The 15079-nt window shown below is 44.4% G+C and carries 15 protein-coding genes and 1 pseudogene; 10 read left to right on the plus strand and 6 right to left on the minus strand.

Features of this window, described 5'->3' with window-relative positions; genetic code table 11:
• The 5 genes from B3V51_RS12370 to adk all read left to right on the plus strand — a co-directional run.
• A partial coding sequence (locus B3V51_RS12370; protein WP_286708512.1) for a heme lyase CcmF/NrfE family subunit occupies positions 1 to 1341 on the plus strand: 1341 nt, incomplete at its 5' end.
• Between the two features lies 1 nt (position 1342).
• Positions 1343 to 1993, plus strand: a complete 651-nt coding sequence (locus B3V51_RS12375; protein ID WP_083328848.1) for a DsbE family thiol:disulfide interchange protein — start codon at positions 1343 to 1345, stop codon at positions 1991 to 1993.
• A 65-nt stretch (positions 1994 to 2058) separates the two neighbouring features.
• Positions 2059 to 2547, plus strand: coding sequence for a cytochrome c-type biogenesis protein (locus tag B3V51_RS12380; protein WP_379542903.1), 489 nt, complete (start codon positions 2059 to 2061; stop codon positions 2545 to 2547).
• The gene (gene ccmI / locus B3V51_RS12385; RefSeq protein WP_286708513.1) at positions 2544 to 3824 is read left to right on the plus strand and encodes a c-type cytochrome biogenesis protein CcmI; all 1281 of its coding nucleotides are present in this window, start codon (positions 2544 to 2546) and stop codon (positions 3822 to 3824) included. Before B3V51_RS12380 ends, ccmI begins: the two co-directional genes overlap by 4 nt.
• A gap of 216 nt (positions 3825 to 4040) precedes the next feature.
• Positions 4041 to 4697, plus strand: coding sequence for an adenylate kinase (adk, locus tag B3V51_RS12390; protein WP_071001977.1), 657 nt, complete (start codon positions 4041 to 4043; stop codon positions 4695 to 4697).
• Between the two features lie 244 nt (positions 4698 to 4941).
• Here adk and secB read toward each other — a convergent pair whose 3' ends face one another.
• The 4 genes from secB to rsgA all read right to left on the minus strand — a co-directional run bounded on the left by secB (position 4942) and on the right by rsgA (position 7853).
• Positions 4942 to 5394, minus strand: coding sequence for a protein-export chaperone SecB (secB, locus tag B3V51_RS12395; RefSeq protein WP_058025921.1), 453 nt, complete (start codon positions 5392 to 5394; stop codon positions 4942 to 4944).
• Positions 5395 to 5570: 176 nt separating this feature from the next.
• Positions 5571 to 5834 carry a glutaredoxin 3 gene (grxC, locus tag B3V51_RS12400; protein ID WP_058025920.1) on the minus strand — a complete coding sequence of 88 codons (264 nt, stop codon included), beginning with the start codon at positions 5832 to 5834 and terminating at the stop codon, positions 5571 to 5573.
• Positions 5835 to 6132: 298 nt separating this feature from the next.
• Positions 6133 to 6588: a rhodanese-like domain-containing protein gene (locus tag B3V51_RS12405; protein WP_223333057.1), complete on the minus strand. Its 456-nt coding sequence runs from the start codon at positions 6586 to 6588 to the stop codon at positions 6133 to 6135.
• Between the two features lie 161 nt (positions 6589 to 6749).
• Positions 6750 to 7853 (minus strand): ribosome small subunit-dependent GTPase A, encoded by a 1104-nt coding sequence (gene rsgA / locus B3V51_RS12410; RefSeq protein WP_071001976.1) that lies wholly within the window; start codon positions 7851 to 7853, stop codon positions 6750 to 6752.
• Between the two features lie 208 nt (positions 7854 to 8061).
• On the opposite strand from rsgA, the gene orn reads away from it, so the two are divergent.
• On the plus strand, positions 8062 to 8649 hold the full coding sequence (gene orn / locus B3V51_RS12415) for an oligoribonuclease (RefSeq protein ID WP_286708514.1): 588 nt from the start codon (positions 8062 to 8064) through the stop codon (positions 8647 to 8649).
• A 144-nt stretch (positions 8650 to 8793) separates the two neighbouring features.
• Here the strand turns inward: orn and B3V51_RS12420 are convergent, their stop codons facing one another.
• The gene (locus B3V51_RS12420) at positions 8794 to 9681 is read right to left on the minus strand and encodes a UDP-2,3-diacylglucosamine diphosphatase (protein WP_286708515.1); all 888 of its coding nucleotides are present in this window, start codon (positions 9679 to 9681) and stop codon (positions 8794 to 8796) included.
• A gap of 57 nt (positions 9682 to 9738) precedes the next feature.
• The gene (locus B3V51_RS12425; protein ID WP_237182797.1) at positions 9739 to 10245 is read right to left on the minus strand and encodes a peptidylprolyl isomerase; all 507 of its coding nucleotides are present in this window, start codon (positions 10243 to 10245) and stop codon (positions 9739 to 9741) included.
• A 323-nt stretch (positions 10246 to 10568) separates the two neighbouring features.
• On the opposite strand from B3V51_RS12425, the gene B3V51_RS12430 reads away from it, so the two are divergent.
• From B3V51_RS12430 to B3V51_RS12445, 4 genes and pseudogenes are all read left to right on the plus strand, one after another.
• The gene (locus B3V51_RS12430) at positions 10569 to 12308 is read left to right on the plus strand and encodes a glutamine--tRNA ligase/YqeY domain fusion protein (RefSeq protein WP_286708516.1); all 1740 of its coding nucleotides are present in this window, start codon (positions 10569 to 10571) and stop codon (positions 12306 to 12308) included.
• 162 nt (positions 12309 to 12470) lie between these two features.
• A pseudogene (locus tag B3V51_RS12435) lies at positions 12471 to 13213 on the plus strand (phospholipase D family protein).
• Between the two features lie 226 nt (positions 13214 to 13439).
• Complete coding sequence (locus B3V51_RS12440; RefSeq protein ID WP_071001971.1) at positions 13440 to 14078, plus strand: peroxiredoxin; 639 nt, start codon at positions 13440 to 13442, stop codon at positions 14076 to 14078.
• 223 nt (positions 14079 to 14301) lie between these two features.
• On the plus strand, positions 14302 to 14964 hold the full coding sequence (locus tag B3V51_RS12445; protein ID WP_212564336.1) for a glutathione S-transferase family protein: 663 nt from the start codon (positions 14302 to 14304) through the stop codon (positions 14962 to 14964).
• The last annotated feature ends 115 nt before the right edge of the window (positions 14965 to 15079 follow it).

Consider the following 15079-nt stretch of genomic DNA (forward strand, 5'->3'; position numbering starts at 1 on the left):
GCGTATTATGAACTTGGCTGGGGCGGCTGGTGGTTTTGGGATCCAGTAGAGAACGCCTCACTGATGCCATGGCTGGCAGGTACGGCATTGCTACACTCACTTGCGGTCACTGAAAAGCGCGGTGTGTTCAAAGCGTGGACCATCATGCTGGCAATCTTTGCCTTTGCACTTAGTTTGCTAGGCACATTCCTTGTACGTTCAGGGGTGATCACTTCCGTCCATTCATTTGCTGCTGACCCGACGCGTGGTCTCGTTATTCTGGCCATTCTTGGCGTCATTATCGGCGGTGGTCTGCTGATGTTTGCGGTACGTGGTTGGCGCTTGACGGTTGAGAGTCAATATCGACTGATCTCACGCGAGTCATTCTTGGTGATTAATAACGTTATTATTTTGATTTCGACTTTGGTGGTGTTGCTTGGCACGCTATATCCTATTATTGCCGATTCTTTCAATTTAGGTCAGGTATCTGTTGGCCCTCCCTATTTCAACGCGCTATTTGTACCCTTAACGTGGCTTTTGCTCGTGGCGATGGGTATGGGCTCTAATATTCGCTGGAAACAAGACAGCCGCCCACTATTGGGTGCTGGCATGGTTATCGCTGTGAGCAGTCTGGTGTTGGCGGCGATTATTGCCTATTTTACGAGTCCATCAGCGATGCTAAATATTGGCGTCACGTTGGCAGTGAGCTTTTGGGTGCTTTTATGGATGGTGATCGATTTTAAAGATAAAATCAAAAATGCACCGAGTCGATTAAACGGATTACGTCAGCTGCGTTTGAGCTATTGGGGTCAACAAATCGCCCATATTGGGGTCATCGTTGCAGTTATTGGGGTGGCATTTACCAGTACGCTCAGTATTGAGCGTGATGTGGCGCTGGGACCAAATGATAGTGTCAATGTCCAAGGGTATGACTTTACTGTAAAAGGTTTCAGTGAAGTAAAAGGCAGTAACTTTGACGCCACACAAGCTGAGGTTACGGTCAGTAAAGACGGTCAAACGGTGACGACGCTACATCCTGAAAAACGTAACTATATTATCAGTATGATGCCGATGACTGAGGCGGCAATCGATGCCAGTCTTATGCGTGATGTGTATGTCGCTCTTGGTGAGCCGATCGCCGAAAACAGCAACGAATGGGCATTTCGTATCTATGTCAAACCGCTCATTCGCTGGATATGGCTAGGTGCGCTGATTATGGCATTTGGTGCATTGCTCAGTATGCTAGACAAGCGTTACCGTATTAAGAAAACCAGAACACCTGCGCAAATCGCTGCCAAAAAATCAGGCTTTGCTACGGTGGCAGATTTGGAATCGCAAGCTATCAAGACAGGGGATCAGTAATATGACGACCTCAAACAATGCACCTGATAAACAGGCTCAGCAAAGCAATAAGAATACCAAACGCAAAAAGTCGCTTAAATTAGGTTTTTTGATTCCGCTGGTGATTTTTATTGGTCTGGTTGCCATGCTGTATATGCGCTTGGGCAAACCGACGGATATCGTGACGAACACAGCACTTGAGCGCCCAGTACCGGCTTTTGAGTTGCCGCTATTGTCAGATACCAGTCGTATCATGACCAATGATAACCTGCCTGATGAGCCGTTCTTGATGAATATCTGGGGATCATGGTGTCCTACTTGCATCATCGAGCATCCTTTCTTAATGAAATTGGAGGAGCGCGGTGTCAATTTGGTCGGTGTCAACTATAAAGATGATATTGGGGATGCCTTAGGATATTTGAATAAAGGCGGCGACCCGTTTTCGATGTCTATTCAGGATCTATCGGGGCAGTTTGCTTTAGATTTGGGACTGACTGGCGCGCCTGAGACTTTTGTCGTCGATGGTGAAGGGATTATTCGTCAGCATATTATCGGTGAGGTCAATGAGAGCAACTGGCAAAGCCGTATTGCGCCTTGCTTGATGGTGCTTAATGATGCCAATAATAATGGCGTCAGTTTAGAGCCAAGTCAGGTTGAGGAGGCGTGTCAATGATAGCATATCAAATAAAATCCGTTACGATAAAGTTAGCAAGCTTGCTTATCGCTTGTCTATTCAGTATGGCCAGTTTTGCTGCTATTGATGTCTATGATTTTGACTCTGTACAGCAAGAGGCACAGTATCGTGGTCTTATCGAAGAGCTGCGTTGTCCAAAATGCCAGAACCAAAACCTAGCAGGCTCTGATGCCCCAATTGCCCAAGACTTAAAGCAAAAAACCTACGATTTGGTCAAAGATGGTCGTAGCGATGGTGAGATTCGTGCCTATATGCAGGAACGTTATGGCGACTTTATCAGCTATAAGCCACCAGTGCGTCCTTCAACGTGGATCTTATGGTTTTTCCCACCATTATTGCTCATCATCTTGTTAGTAGGTTGGTTTTGGCAAAGTAAACGACGTCAGCTTGTTGCCAGTGGTGCAAGCGGCATGACAGCAGATAATACCGCTGAGGCGCTATCTGTTGCCGAAAAAGCGGAGCTTGAGCGCTTATTGTCACGTGCTGATAATAAAGACGTTCACGATATTACAAGCCTTGGGGGCAAAAAATGACCATATTTTCTACGGTTGGCTTATTTATTGCGCTGAGCTTACTGACCGCCTTATTGCTTGCTGTTATAGCCATCAAACCATGGTTGAGAGCACCGCGTACGCATAGTAAGCCTTTGGACAATCAGCTATTAGGTATCAACGTTGCCGTATTTCGTGAGCGCTTAGCAGAGCTGAAAACAGATAAAGACAGTGGCATCATTGATGAGCATCACTATCAAAACCAAAAACTTGAGCTTGAACGCCAGCTTTTGGATGCTCAGCGTGAAGTGACACCGATGGTGACCCCTGGTATCAAAAGCCGATTGATCATTGTCTTTTGGGTACCTGTGCTGTCTGCCATGGCGTACTTGATGGTCGGAGATCGCACGCCTGTTTTTGAGCTTTGGGCAAGCGAAGACAAAGTAGGTCAAGTGGCGGATGACTTATTAACTGGCAAGATTGACCAGCCACCTGCTTGGGCGATTGAAGATGGCAATCAGCTGATTAGTGCCATGCAGACCAACGTCTATCGCCATGCGTACGATTACAATCGTTGGATGCGCCTATCAGAGTTGTTCTTATCATTAGAGGCGACCGATTCAGCACTAGAGGCCTTATCACGTGCTTATCGTTTGTCACCTGATAATGAAGAGATTGCGATTACTTACGCGCAGATTAATTTCTTTGCTAATAAGGGTCAGCTAGACGAAAATAGTCGCCGAGTGCTAGAAACTGTATTGGCCAAAAACCCACAGCATGAAGGCGCGCAAATGCTCATGGCAATGGGTGAGGCGCGAGCAAATAACTTTGATCAAGCACAAGGCTGGATCAAACGCTTGCGTGACAGTATTTCTGCCAAACCAGGCGACCATACGCAGGCGCTATCCAGTCTAGATGAGCTCAGTGCCAATGTGACCATGCAGCAGCAACAAGCGTCTGAGGGCATTGAGGTGACCGTTAAGATCAACTCAAGCCTACTGCCATTGGTCAAAGCGGATGACGTGCTGTTTGTGGCGATTCGTGATGTGAATGGTGGCCCGCCATTTGCTGCCAAGCGTTTGCCAATCAGTGCGATTAAGCAGGGCGAGGCTACTATTAGCCTAAGCGATCTTGATGCGATGATGCCAGAGCGTACGCTAAGATCAGCCCGTTCTGATAAGGTTCAGTTGGCTGTTATTGCGCGTATTAGTCACAGCGGCACAGCTATCGCAGAGTCAGGAGATTTATCAGGTAATCCTGTTGTGATTCGTGCTGACCAAAATCAGGCCAATGTAGAAATCAATCAACAAATCCCCTAGTATTATGGCTGGTTATTGTGAGTATTTTTCATATAAATGCTGTTGACCACAAAAGGCTTAGCAGTGTTATATGGAAAGATAAGTCATGGCAACTTATGACCTTAATTAGAAAAAAACTTGAGGTTTGTTAGGTCACAAGGTAAGGTGTCTTGGCAATCAATTAATCCCTAAGTTGTAGTAATCCCAAAATCCCATTGAATTCAGGAGAGTCGTGTAATGATGCGTATTATTTTGCTAGGTCCACCAGGCGCCGGTAAAGGTACTCAAGCCCAGTTTATTTCTCAGGAATATGATATTCCGCAGATATCGACGGGTGATATGCTACGTGCTGCTATCAAAGAAGGCAGCGAGCTTGGCAAAAAAGCTAAAGATATCATGAATGCTGGTGGTCTGGTTTCTGATGACCTCATTATCAATCTCGTAAAAGAGCGTATTGCAAAGCCTGATTGTGCCAATGGCTGTATTTTTGATGGTTTTCCACGTACGATTCCTCAAGCACAAGCCCTTGCCGATGCTGATGTTGCCATCGATCACGTGGTAGAGATTAGTGTGCCCGATGATGAGATCGTTAATCGTCTGTCTGGTCGTCGTCAACATCCAGGTTCAGGCCGTGTATATCATGTGCAGCACAACCCACCAAAGGTTGAGGGCATAGATGACGTAACGGGCGAAGCACTTATCCAGCGCGAAGATGATCAAGAAGCGACCATTCGCGACCGTCTGTCGACTTACCATGAGCAAACCTCTGCATTGGTTGGTTTTTATCAAGAAAAAGCCGCCGAGGGCGCAGATTCACCAAACTACGATAAGTTTGATGGCACGCAAGATATCGAAGAGGTTAAGCAGCAGATTTTGTCTGCGTTAAAAGGCTAATGTTCGATTTTAGCTAATTAATTTAGCCAGTCGATGTGGTCGTTGAAGACCCTGTTTAATAGCAGGGTTTTTTTTATGGCTAATATTTATATATTGGATAATTTTATCTTCTATAAAAAGCATTCAGCATATTGCTGACTCATGATTGAAAATCACCCACAAAAAAACCGCTTACTCATTATAAGTAAACGGTTTTCTCATCAAAATATATGACGCAATAGGCTCATATACCTTCAAGTATCCCTTACGCATTACCTTGGGCATCAACTTGTGCTTGTTGCTGGCTTTGCGCGTACGCTTGATCAAAGTTGACAGGGGCTAGTAGCAACTGCGGGAAGCTACCGCGCGTTACGATGTCGCTGATGACTTCACGGGCATATGGGAACAGCACGTTAGGGCAGTATGCACCCAAGATTTGACCGATTTGATCTTCTGGGATGTCTTTTAACAAGAAGATACCTGCTTGATGCACTTCAGCGATAAATGCCGCTTCTTCAGCATTTTTTGCCGTGACGCTAACGGTTAGGACGATTTGGTAATGATCGTCATCTAATTTTTCAGCATTGCTAGACAAATTGATATCAAGCTCTGGGTTCCACTCTTTGGTGAATACGCTTGCGCCTGGTACTTCAAGTGACATATCTTTTACATAGATACGCTCTAGTGCCAATTGTGGTTGTGCTTGTTCTTCAGCCATGATAAATCCTCTAAAATTAAATCAAATAATGGGGCAAACTACGATCTTAAAAAAGCATTGTAATATAAACCAAGATCAAATCTCGATGTTTTTTATGGTTATGTCTCACTATGGCTTTTGAGTCTGCCACTGTCCATCTTCAAACCAATAAAGACAGACAGTAAAAGGGTAGCAGATTAACCCGCTAATAGCTCGTCAAGTTTGCCTTGCTGGTTCATTTGGTTGAGCTCATCAAAGCCACCGACAAAGGTTTCACCAACGAAAATTTGTGGCACAGTGCGATAGTTATTGGTTTTTTTCATCAGCGCTTGACGATCTTCACTACTCATGTCATGCATGCTGATTTCTTCGTAATCAACGCCTTTGGTTTTTAGTAGTTGTTTGGCGTTTGAGCAGTATGGGCAGATAGGGGTCGTATAAACTTTAACAGATACAGTCATGGTAAATCCTTATTTATAAATTTATGAGATAACAAACTTATTATAGATAGCCTGATAAATTATCATAGTCTAAGTATTGATAGAATCTGTTATCAATGAGTAAAGTGCACATGTATTCAACTGTGCTCATTACTACAGTGGGGATGAGCATGACAAATTCAAGCCGTCTTAGTTTAAAACCCTCAGTAGCAGTATAAACAGGATATAAAAAAAGACACCTATTGCTAAGGTGTCTTTTTATTTTGCTATCGTTAATCGGATGCTTTTTTTAGTCAGAAGCTATATTTTAGCCAATCTACTATTTGCTTAAACTAGGCTTGGTCTTAGCTTTGTTTTTTGATTTAGCGTCTTTTACACCCACCAATGGCATACCAGCGCCTTGCCAGCCGCCAATACCACCCTCTAAGCGATAGACACTGTCTTTACCAATCATCTGAATCGCAGCGCCTGCTTGCACACCCATATCGCAGATAATAATCACTGGCTGCTCAATCGCACGAATCTCTGCTAAGCGGTCTTTGAGATCAGTGAACGGTATGTTGCGGCTGCCTTGAATATAACCTGATTCAAACTTCTTCTTGGCGCGAATATCGATCAGCTGCGCGTTTTGAGAGTTGACCATCATGCCAAGGGTGTTGGGCGATATTTTTCTACCGCTACGTTTGTTTTCAATGGTAAAAAACAGGATAGCAAGTACGGCTAATATACCAAATAAAAACGGGTGGTTGCCCACAAATTCCAGCGCACGATCCAAACCATACCTCCAAAAAAATAGGTGTTCTATTGAGCTGAGAAGCCAGCCCAATGATAGTGAACAAGGCGCTATTATACCGATAAGGTCATCTATAGTAAACGGGCGATGACACGGTCAATAATCAATCTATCATTTTGCCTTTGAAATGATGTTAATTGGGCTTAATAAGGCTTAGTATCAGCTTCCTCTCGTAGCGTCACGAGATTTTCAACGCGGCGCTGTAATACGGTACCGTCAGCCACGGCTTGCCACAGCGCGCAGCCTTTGCTGTTATGGGTATGACGACAGTCACGGAATTGGCAACTGCCAGCTAGTGGCGCCAGCTCAATAAAGCCTGAGATGATATCGTCAGGTGTGAGGTGCCAAATACCATACTCGCGAATACCTGGTGTATCGACGATACCACCTTGCGTCAAATCCTCGGGGTTAAATGGTAACAATCGGCTTGTCGTTGTCGTATGCTGACCAAGCTTAGAGTTTTGTGAGATGATATTGACGCTTTGACCAGACTCAGGAAGTAGGGCGTTAATAAGGCTGCTTTTGCCAACACCAGACTGCCCTGCAAAAATGACCAACTTTTTGTCTATGTAGCGTTTTAGCTCATCGAGACCTTCTTGCTCGTCACTCTCGGCGATATTTTCAGGGCAATCGACCGACGTCAGAACACTTTCATAACCGAGTGCAGCATATTGTGCCAATAATTCACTCGTATCGACGCCGTTTTCTTGTGCCAACAGATCGGCTTTGTTGAGGACGAGCAGTGGTTTGACGCCCGCGTGATGGCAGACGACCAGATAGCGATCGATCAAAGTAGGAGCGGCGGCAGGCAATGGTGCAAAGACGATGGCCAGAATATCAACATTGGCGGCAACAGGTTTGAGCTTATGATAACGGTCAGGGCGAGAGACCAATGAGGTACGCGGTTTGACGGCTTCGATACGGCCAAAGCCTGTGTTGGAGTCGGCACTCCAGCGCACTTGGTCGCCTGCCGCAAGCATAGGCAAGTTAGTGCGTACATGGCAGCGCCAGATGTCTCCAAGCTCAAGCGCTTGCCAAAATGGCTCTGGATCATCAGGGGCAATCTCTGGCTGCTCAGGTATCACCGCAGGTAGGCTTGTGACTTGTACTTCTAATTGCTTACCGTAATGCGCCATGACCACGCCATCCATCAAGCTGTCATCGATGCTGTCTTGACTTAACAATTGCTGCTTGTCGATGCGACGAATCTGTTGTTTGGTCAGTTTGCGTTGCCGGATTAATGCCATGGGTTTTAACCTATTATAAAAATATTGCTAAGTGTAGCGTGAAAATTTGCTAACATACAGCCTAAACCGTCCGTGGCAGATAGTGGTTTTGTAATATCAGGGCTGATTTGGCACTGTTAAATCCCATGTCCTCATCTTGTCACCGTAGATAAAACGGCACTTTTTATATAAAAACTTGCTCCAAACATTATTGACCATAGGATATTTTATGACTACCGCCGACCATCCCAATAAGATTAAAATCAAAAATCAAGGCAAAAAAGGGCTGGTGTGGATTGATTTAGAAATGACCGGACTTGATACCTTAAACGATGAGATTATCGAGATTGCCACTGTCGTGACTGACGAAGATTTGAATGTGCTTGCTGAAGGGCCTGTGTTTGCGATCAAGGTATCGGATCAAGTCTTAAATAAGATGGATGACTGGAATACCAAGCAACATGGTCAGTCAGGATTGGTCGACCGTGTGCGTCGTAGCACGGTGACATTGGCGGAAGCGGAAGCTGAAACCATCAAGTTTCTGAGTAAATGGGTCGATAGTGGTAAATCGCCAATGTGCGGCAACTCTATCTGTCAAGATCGCCGCTTTATGGCGCGCCAAATGCCAGAGCTTGAGCGCTTCTTCCATTATCGCAACCTTGATGTGTCTTCAATCAAAGAGCTGTGTTACCGCTGGCGTCCTGATATTCTAAAGAACTTTGAAAAAGGGGGCAGTCATCTGGCCTTAGACGATATCCGCGACTCTATTCGTGAGCTAAAGCATTATCGTCAGCATTTCTTTAAATTGATGGATTAGATAGCGAGCGATAAGCAGTTCAAGATTGTAGTAAACGTAAAAAGGGTCTGTTGAACTATCAACAGACCCTTTTTATATCGAAGAAATATTGTTTAGATGCGTTGTCTAAAACGCCATTAAGTTTAAAGCGCCATTAAACGCATTTTAGCGAATAAAAAATTCAAACTCATATAACTCAAACTCAGCATCATCACTGCTTAAATTATTACTATTCAAACGGTCATTTGAATGCTGGTCATCTGTCACTACCCCAATCACAGCGCTTACTTTCGGCTGGCGAGTGTCTTTATCTAGCAAGCGCCAATCACCAAGCACGTAGCGTTTTTTATCAGCGGTGATGTGATGAATATCTGGACGATGCGTATGTCCGTGCAATAAAGCATCGCTGTCAGTAATGGCTTGACGTACGGCCTCATCATTCACATCCATGATATAAGCCGCTTTAGTAGCATTGTTCTGCTGGCTTTTTTTGCGCATGTTGTCTGCGATGGCTAAGCGTTTCTCTAACGACTTATTAAGCAGATACCACTGAGTTAGGCGGTTGCGCATAATTTTACGAAAGAGTTGATATTTCTTATCATCGGTACAGAGTGCGTCACCGTGCTCTAAACGGTAACTCTGTTGACCAACAGTCAAAGTATACGGCTCGCTTATCAGCTCACCACCGAACAGATTGCAAAACGGCTGTCCTAACAAAAAATCACGGTTGCCGTGCATGACTAATATTTCACAGCCATTGATACGTAGCTGTTTTAGCTTTGCAATCAATGGGGTTAGCCAATGCGCCATTTGCTCGTCTTCTGACCTTTTTTCTTTTAATAGGGATAAATACATATCATCACCCAGCCATACCTCAAACCAGTCGCCCAATATAAAGAGGCGTTTGAGCGCGGGCAGAGCAAGACAGTCATCGAGCAGCGCCAAAAAAGCCTGCACTAAGGCAGGCTCCTGAGGCGATAAATGCAAATCGCTAATCAATACTTGCCGCACTTGATGAGGGCGGGTCGTTATCAGATGATTAAACGTTTGCATTTATCATAATCCTTGTCGTCTATTGTCAGACTATCAGTAACACTTACTTATCACGACCTACTGAGAAACGATGGTCGCAGAGTTGATCACAACTGGCTCTTTTGGCACATCAGCATGCATACCGAAACGACCAGTTGGGACGCCTTTCATTTTTTCGATCACATCCATACCGCTGGTGACTTTACCAAATACAGTGTAACCCCAACCTTGCATGTTTTTGCCAGTGTGGTTTAGGAAATCATTGTCTTTTACGTTGATGAAGAATTGGCTAGTTGCTGAATGTGGATCTTGGGTACGCGCCATGGCGATAGTACCTTTGTCGTTTTTTAAACCATTGTCCGCTTCATTTTCGATAGGCGCGTTGGTTGGTTTTTCGTTCATCTCAGCGTCCATTCCGCCGCCTTGAATCATGAAACCATCAATAATGCGATGGAAAATCGTACCGTCATACTGACCAGATTTTACGTAGTTCAAAAAGTTTTCTACGGTCTTTGGCGCTTTTTCTTCGTTGAGTTCGATAACGATCGCACCCATATTGGTGTCAAGTTCTACTACTGGTGGCATGTCTACCATGGGATATTCCTTTTTGATTGCAGCGCCTTAAATGACGCTGTCAAGTGGTGGTTAAAAGTTGGTTGTTAAAAAGTTACGGGTAGTCTAACGGCTTTTTTATCCCGTGTCATGTATCAGGCTGTTAATGCGTTTGCAAAAGCTGATAGAATAACGCAACTTTAGCCATTTTTGATCAGCTTTGACAAATTGTGATAATGCGGACGCGTTATCTGAGTTTTTATATCCCAATTTATTTTAATAATTTATTTTGAACGTTTTGTGATGCGTGATGGCACGTATCACAAATTGACAATTTGCGTTAGGAGCAATATCCGATGAGTGAGCACTCAAGCAACAATGCACAAAAAGACGAAGTAAAAAACGACTTTATTCGTAATATCATTCGTGACGATGTCAATGCGCAAAGATACCAGCAAATTGTCACACGTTTTCCGCCTGAGCCAAATGGCTACTTGCACTTAGGTCACGTAAAATCTATCTGCCTAAACTTTGGTGTGGCCAAAGAGTTCGGCGGGGTGTGTAACCTGCGTTTTGATGACACCAACCCAACTGCAGAAAAACAAGATTATATTGACAATATCGAAAATGATGTGAAGTGGCTCGGTTTTGAGTGGGCAGGCGAGGCGTATCACGCGTCAAGTTATTTTGATCAGCTACATGCATGGGCAATACAGTTGATTGAGCAAGGCGATGCCTATGTCGATTTGCAAACGCCTGAGCAGATTCGCGACAACCGTGGTTCATTCAATGAAGCGGGAACGCCATCTCCGCAGCGTGATGCTAGTGTCGAGGAAAACCTAGCGCTGTTCAATGATATGAAAGACGGTAAGTACGCTGAAGGTAAGGCGGTATTGCGCGCCAAGATCGATATGGCAAGCCCAAATATGAACCTGCGTGACCCTGTCATTTACCGCGTGATGCACCAATCTCATCATCAGACTGGTGATAAATGGTGCATTTATCCAATGTATGACTTTGCGCATCCACTCTCTGATGCGCTCGAAGGTATTACCCATTCACTATGTACGCTTGAGTTTGAAGACCATCGTCCATTCTATGATTGGGTCATCGCCAAGATCGGCTTTGACGTGCCGCCGCATCAGTACGAGTTTAGCCGCTTAAACGTGGATCACACATTGACCAGTAAGCGTAAACTCAAGCAGCTCGTTGATGAAGGTATCGTAAGCGGTTGGGACGATCCCCGTATGCCGACTATCGCTGGTATGCGCCGCCGTGGTTATACGCCAGAGGGCTTGCGTGACTTTTGTGAGCGTGTGGGCGTGACCAAAGCCGATAGCGTGGTTGATTTTCGTTTACTAGAGTTTAGCGTTCGTCAGTCATTAGAGACGACTACTGGTCGCGGCATGGCGGTACTAAAGCCATTAAAAGTGACGATTACTAACTTTAGCGAGGCGGTCAGTAGTTGGGAGACGCAAAAAGCCGATAGCGTGAACGCGCGTTTTGACGATGCCACGCAGACGCTTTGGTTGACGCAGCCGAACCATCCTAACGTCGATATGGGTGAGCGTGAGATTCCGTTTACCGAGACTTTGTATATCGATCAAGGTGATTACGAGATTGAACCGCCAGCAGGCTACAAGCGTCTGTCTCCAGAAAAGCCAGAGATTCGTTTGCGTAACACTTACGTGCTAGCCGTCACTGAGCATATCACTGATGAAAATGGCAATGTTGTTGAGTTAAAAGCAACGATTGATCCCGCAACGCTAGGTAACAATCCTGAAGGCCGTAAGGTGAAAGGGGTGATTCATTGGGTATCAGCCAGTCAAGGTGTACCAGCGACCGTGCGCATGTATGAGCAGCTATTCAGTGCTGAAGACCCAAGTGGCGTCGCTGATGTCCATCAAGCACTAAATCCTGACTCGCTCACTGAGCTGGATGCTGTCGTTGAGCCATCTTTAGCCAATGCTGACGCTGGCACGCGTTTCCAGTTTGAGCGTGAAGGGTACTTTATCACCGATAGCGAAGATCACAGCACGGATAAGCCAGTCTTTAACCAAATCGTTAGCTTGCGCGATAGCTACAAGCCCGCGTAATCTCTGTTGGCCCCGTCTCTAAAAATGTCATTGCTAAAATGATGTTTTGAAACAGTACTGAACAATAGTAGTTTGCAAGCAAGCCCATTTCTAGTACGCTAGAGATGGGCTTTTTTGTGAATAATTATGAAGTTTTTGACAGTCATATCTAAGGAAGTGAGCATGGCAAAATTTTTGAATAGCAGTGGGACGACTTATCATTTAGAAGAATTGATTAAAAATGCGTCTGATCGGTTGATTATTATTAGCCCATATTTAAAGCTGAATGAACGCATTAAAGAGCTGCTAGAAGATCGCAACCGTCTAAAAATCGATATTCGCATTGTCTATGGCAAAAATGACTTACATCCAGAAGAAATAAACTGGTTAAAAAACTTAACGTTTATTCGTACCAGCTTTTGCAAAAACTTGCATGCGAAATGCTACCTGAATGAAAACGAGTGCATTATTACCAGTTTGAACCTGTACGAATTTAGCCAAGTCAATAATAATGAGATGGGCGTACTGATTTATCGTAATGACGATGCTAAGCTTTATGCTGATACTTATGAAGAAGCGCAACGCATTATTCGTATCAGTGATGAAGTTAGGATGTCTCTTGAAAAAGTCACTGAAACTGAGAACCAGCCTGAACCTAGCACCAAAACAATGAGCGCTCCTACCAACGCAACCATCACGTCTACAACAGACGCCGCACCTAGTTATTCTAAACTGACCACCGCCAAGCTTGCTAAAGAATTAGGTCTCAAGACCCAAGAGTTAAATGATAAGTTGCTTGCGGCGGGTTACTTAGAAGCGCAAGATGGTGAATTGGTATTGACTGATGCTGGGCGTGTGCTGGTGGCGTGAGCAAAAAAGGTAAGTTTGGTGAGTTTTGCTTATGGGATGCAGGGATGGTGGTTTAATAAATAATCGATATATCTACTTAGGGTTAAATGGAATAACCGCATTACAATCCGTCACAAGACATTCATAACCAGTTTGGTACTATAAAGTGAGTTTTATTGATGCACTAGACGGGATAAGCAAATGATCAAACCGTCTCGCACATTGCAATAATCGGTTTATAATAATAGGGCGCATAAGACAGTAAGCTCAGCGCTCATCATTCATATAAATAAGGAATTTAGTATGGCACATTTACGTTTAGGCGACACTGCACCAAACTTTGATGCAAGCACCACAGAGGGTGATATTAATTTTTATGATTGGGCGGGTGATAGCTGGGTGGTATTGTTTTCGCATCCTGCCGACTATACGCCAGTTTGTACTACTGAGCTTGGCCGCACCGCTGCATTGGGCGGTGAGTTCCAAAAACGTAATGTCAAGCCGATTGCTTTGTCAGTGGACGGCTTAGAAGATCACAAAGGCTGGGTCAGCGACATCGAAGAGACACAAGGCGCTGCGGTGAAATTCCCTATCATTGCAGACTCTGATCGCACGGTTGCGGATTTGTATGATATGATTCACCCAAATGCTGATAACACCGCGACAGTTCGCAGCGTGTTTATCATTGATCCAAACAAAAAAGTACGTCTGACTCTGACCTATCCAGCCAGCTGTGGTCGTAACTTCGATGAAATTATCCGTGTTATTGATGCGCTACAATTATCGGATGAATATAACATCGCGACGCCTGTAGATTGGAAGGACGGTGATGACGTAATCATTCCACCAAGTGTCAAAAACGAAGATATTGCTGCCAAATACCCAAAAGGTCATAAAGAAATCAAGCCGTACCTACGTACGACCCCAGCCCCTAATAAATAACTGGACTGGTTGCATAAATATGATTAAATAAAGCCCCGTGACTTAAAGTTATGGGGCTTTTGCTATTTTTACCTCATGAATAATAAGCCTTTGCCATGACGGTCAGAGTAGGCTATAACTATGGTATGGAGTATCAATAGATAGGGTGCTCATTAGTGCCACCATCATAATAAAGCGTATCAGCGCTAAATTTCTATTCAATCATTCTTACAAGGAGTTCATCATGAAAAAATTATACGTCACCCGTATAGCACCCAACCCGCGCAAAGCCCTTATTTTATTGGCATCAAAAGGGATTGATGTTGATGATATGGATGACATTGATGTGATTGATATTGATTTTGCCAAAAATGAGCAGATGTCAGACGAATTTACCAAAATAAATCCGATGCAGACAGTGCCTGTCTTAACACTAGACGATGGCACCGTGCTCAATGACTCACAAGCAGTCTGTGAGTATCTGGATCGCGTCTATGGTGAGCGTTCTGTTATGGGCAATGACGTGATACAGCGTGCCCAAGTGTGCTCGATGCGCCGTATTGCTGAGTTTGAGGTGATGTATAATTTAATGCTAGCGTTTCAGCACAGTCATCCGTCTAAAGCCCAGCGTGTTGAACAGGTGCCAGAATTTGTTGCGCCATCAATTGCCCGTGCTGTTAAAGCCATGGGGTATTTTGAGACAATCCTAGAAGGTCGTGAGTATCTGGTGGGTGAGCAGCTAAGCTTTGCAGATATCGTGCTATATTTGGGCTTAGATTTTGGTAAAGTGCTCAAAGTTGATCCGAATGAGCAAGGCAAAAACTTAGCCCGTTTTTATCAAATGATGAATGAGCGCTTTAGTATCAAAAACATGGCTAAAGCTAAGCCTGCGGAAATCAATGATTAGATAAAGAGATACATCGCAAGTTCTATTGTTTTTAGATGCTTGCTCATTAAAGATAATATCGGGGATAGCTAATATGTATTAGCTATCCTTTTTTTGTCCATGAAATTAACGACAT

Source organism: Psychrobacter sp. UBA2514 (assembly GCF_002341255.1).
Classification (GTDB): Bacteria; Pseudomonadota; Gammaproteobacteria; order Pseudomonadales; family Moraxellaceae; genus Psychrobacter; species Psychrobacter pacificensis.

Excerpts from the sequence above, each read along its gene's own strand:
- B3V51_RS12375 (WP_083328848.1), top strand. The coding sequence starts at position 1,343 with ATGACGACCTCAAACAATGCACCTGATAAACAGGCTCAGCAAAGCAAT.
- ccmI (WP_286708513.1), top strand. The coding sequence starts at position 2,544 with ATGACCATATTTTCTACGGTTGGCTTATTTATTGCGCTGAGCTTACTG.
- B3V51_RS12430 (WP_286708516.1), top strand. The coding sequence starts at position 10,569 with ATGAGTGAGCACTCAAGCAACAATGCACAAAAAGACGAAGTAAAAAAC.
- B3V51_RS12425 (WP_237182797.1), bottom strand. The coding sequence starts at position 10,245 with ATGCCACCAGTAGTAGAACTTGACACCAATATGGGTGCGATCGTTATC.
- orn (WP_286708514.1), top strand. The coding sequence starts at position 8,062 with ATGACTACCGCCGACCATCCCAATAAGATTAAAATCAAAAATCAAGGC.
- rsgA (WP_071001976.1), bottom strand. The coding sequence starts at position 7,853 with ATGGCATTAATCCGGCAACGCAAACTGACCAAACAACAGATTCGTCGC.
- adk (WP_071001977.1), top strand. The coding sequence starts at position 4,041 with ATGATGCGTATTATTTTGCTAGGTCCACCAGGCGCCGGTAAAGGTACT.
- B3V51_RS12445 (WP_212564336.1), top strand. The coding sequence starts at position 14,302 with ATGAAAAAATTATACGTCACCCGTATAGCACCCAACCCGCGCAAAGCC.
- B3V51_RS12380 (WP_379542903.1), top strand. The coding sequence starts at position 2,059 with ATGGCCAGTTTTGCTGCTATTGATGTCTATGATTTTGACTCTGTACAG.
- grxC (WP_058025920.1), bottom strand. The coding sequence starts at position 5,834 with ATGACTGTATCTGTTAAAGTTTATACGACCCCTATCTGCCCATACTGC.
- secB (WP_058025921.1), bottom strand. The coding sequence starts at position 5,394 with ATGGCTGAAGAACAAGCACAACCACAATTGGCACTAGAGCGTATCTAT.
- B3V51_RS12420 (WP_286708515.1), bottom strand. The coding sequence starts at position 9,681 with ATGCAAACGTTTAATCATCTGATAACGACCCGCCCTCATCAAGTGCGG.
- B3V51_RS12440 (WP_071001971.1), top strand. The coding sequence starts at position 13,440 with ATGGCACATTTACGTTTAGGCGACACTGCACCAAACTTTGATGCAAGC.